This window comes from Sphingomonas sp. CCH9-F2, from assembly GCF_001556735.1.
Taxonomy (GTDB): domain Bacteria; phylum Pseudomonadota; class Alphaproteobacteria; order Sphingomonadales; family Sphingomonadaceae; genus Sphingomonas; species Sphingomonas ginsenosidimutans.
In genome coordinates, this window is record NZ_LSJO01000465.1 from 1 (window position 1) to 1,665 (window position 1,665).

Here is a 1,665-nt window from a genome sequence, read left to right on the forward strand (position 1 = left end):
ACCGCGCTTGCGGCGGTGGCCGGCGGCATCATCGGCCTGTCGTGCCAGGGCAATTCGACCGCGGAGCTGAACGGCGTCAGCATCGCCGACGAGCGCAGCGAGGACGAATTCACGGGCACCGCCATCGCGTCGTGGAAGCCGATCGACGACCTGCTCGTCTACGGCAGCTATTCGCGCGGCTACAAGGCGGGCGGTTTCAACTTCGACCGGTCCGCGCTGAAGGCGCCGACGCTGCCGTTCGCCAGCTTCGGCGGGGGTAGCGCACAGGCCGGGGCACAGGCGCTGGCGCGCAACCTGCAGTTCGATGCCGAGACGGTGAACGCCTTCGAAATCGGCTTCAAATACGCGACCGGGCCGTTCAGCCTGTCGGCAGCGGCGTTCCGTCAGGACTTCAGCAATTTCCAGCTGAACACCTTCGACGGTACGGTCTTCATCGTCGAGAACGTCAACGGCTGCTCGTCCAGCCTGGGCGGCGGCGATCGCGACCAGAGCAAGTTCACCGCGGCACCGAACTACAATGCCGCGGCGGCGACCACCGGCGCGTGCCCGAGCGGCGACGTCGGCTATGGCGTGCGATCGCAGGGCGTCGAGCTGGAAGCGACGCTGGTCCCGATCCGCGACTTCCGCGTCACGGCGGGCATGACCTATGCCGACACCAAGTTCCGCGAGCAGCTGGTCGGCCGGGCCAGCGGCGCACCGCTGAACCAGGCGCTGCGCAAGCTGCCGGGGCAGCAACTCTCGCTGGCCGCGCCGATCACGGTGACGGGATCGGTCGCCTTTACCCCCGACATCGGCAGCAGCGGCCTGTCGGCGCTGTTCTACGTCGATACGCGGCTGACGGGCGACTATAACACCGGGTCGGACCTGTTCCCGCAAAAGGTGCAGGACGGCTTCGCGCTGGTCAACGCGCGCGTCGGCATCCGCGGGCCGAGCGAGCGGTGGGCGGTCGAGCTGTGGGCGCAGAACATCTTCAACAAGGATTATGCGCAGGTCGCGTTCAATTCGCCGTTCCAGGAAGGCGCCAACACCGCCGCGTTCCAGGATCCGCAATATCCCGGCGGCCGGCAGATCTTCTCGAACTTCCTGGCCGAGCCGCGCACCTATGGCGTGACGCTGCGCGGGCGGTTCTGACCGGGCCGGGGCGGGCGGCGGCATCTGTGTGATGCCGTCGCCGGTCCCGCCGGTACATTATTGTAATGAAATGTTTTCCATGTCGCATCCTGTCGCCGCGCCGGGTCGCAACGGCTAGCCTCATCCGACAGAAGACAAAAATGAGGAGAGGCGGATGACCCCGATCACGCACCGGCGGGAAATCGACGAGACCCTGGTCCTCAAGCGCCGCTGGATCACGCTGGCACTGCTGACGCTGACCTATTTCTTCAGCTTCATGGACCGGCAGATCCTGGCGATCCTGCTGGAGCCGATCAAGCGCGACCTGTCGCTGAGCGATACGCAGCTGGGGCTGCTGTCGGGGCTGGTGTTCGCGATCTTCTACGCCACGCTGGGCATCCCGATCGCGCGGCTGGCAGACCGGACCAGCCGGCGCAACATCATCGCCGCCAGCCTGGCGGTGTGGAGCGTGATGACCGCATTGTGCGGCGTGGCGCAGAACTTCACGCAGCTGCTGCTGGCGCGCGTCGGCGTGGGCGTGGGCGAGGCGGGGGC

The 1,665-nt window shown here is 67.0% G+C and carries 2 protein-coding genes; both read left to right on the top strand.

Features of this window, described 5'->3' with window-relative positions; all coding sequences use genetic code 11:
* Positions 1-1,131, top strand: a 1,131-nt coding sequence (locus tag AX685_RS12955; protein ID WP_156445796.1) for a TonB-dependent receptor domain-containing protein, incomplete at its 5' end; no start/stop codon positions are given.
* A gap of 154 nt (positions 1,132-1,285) precedes the next feature.
* On the top strand, positions 1,286-1,665 hold a 380-nt coding region (locus AX685_RS12960), incomplete at its 3' end, for an MFS transporter (protein WP_156445797.1).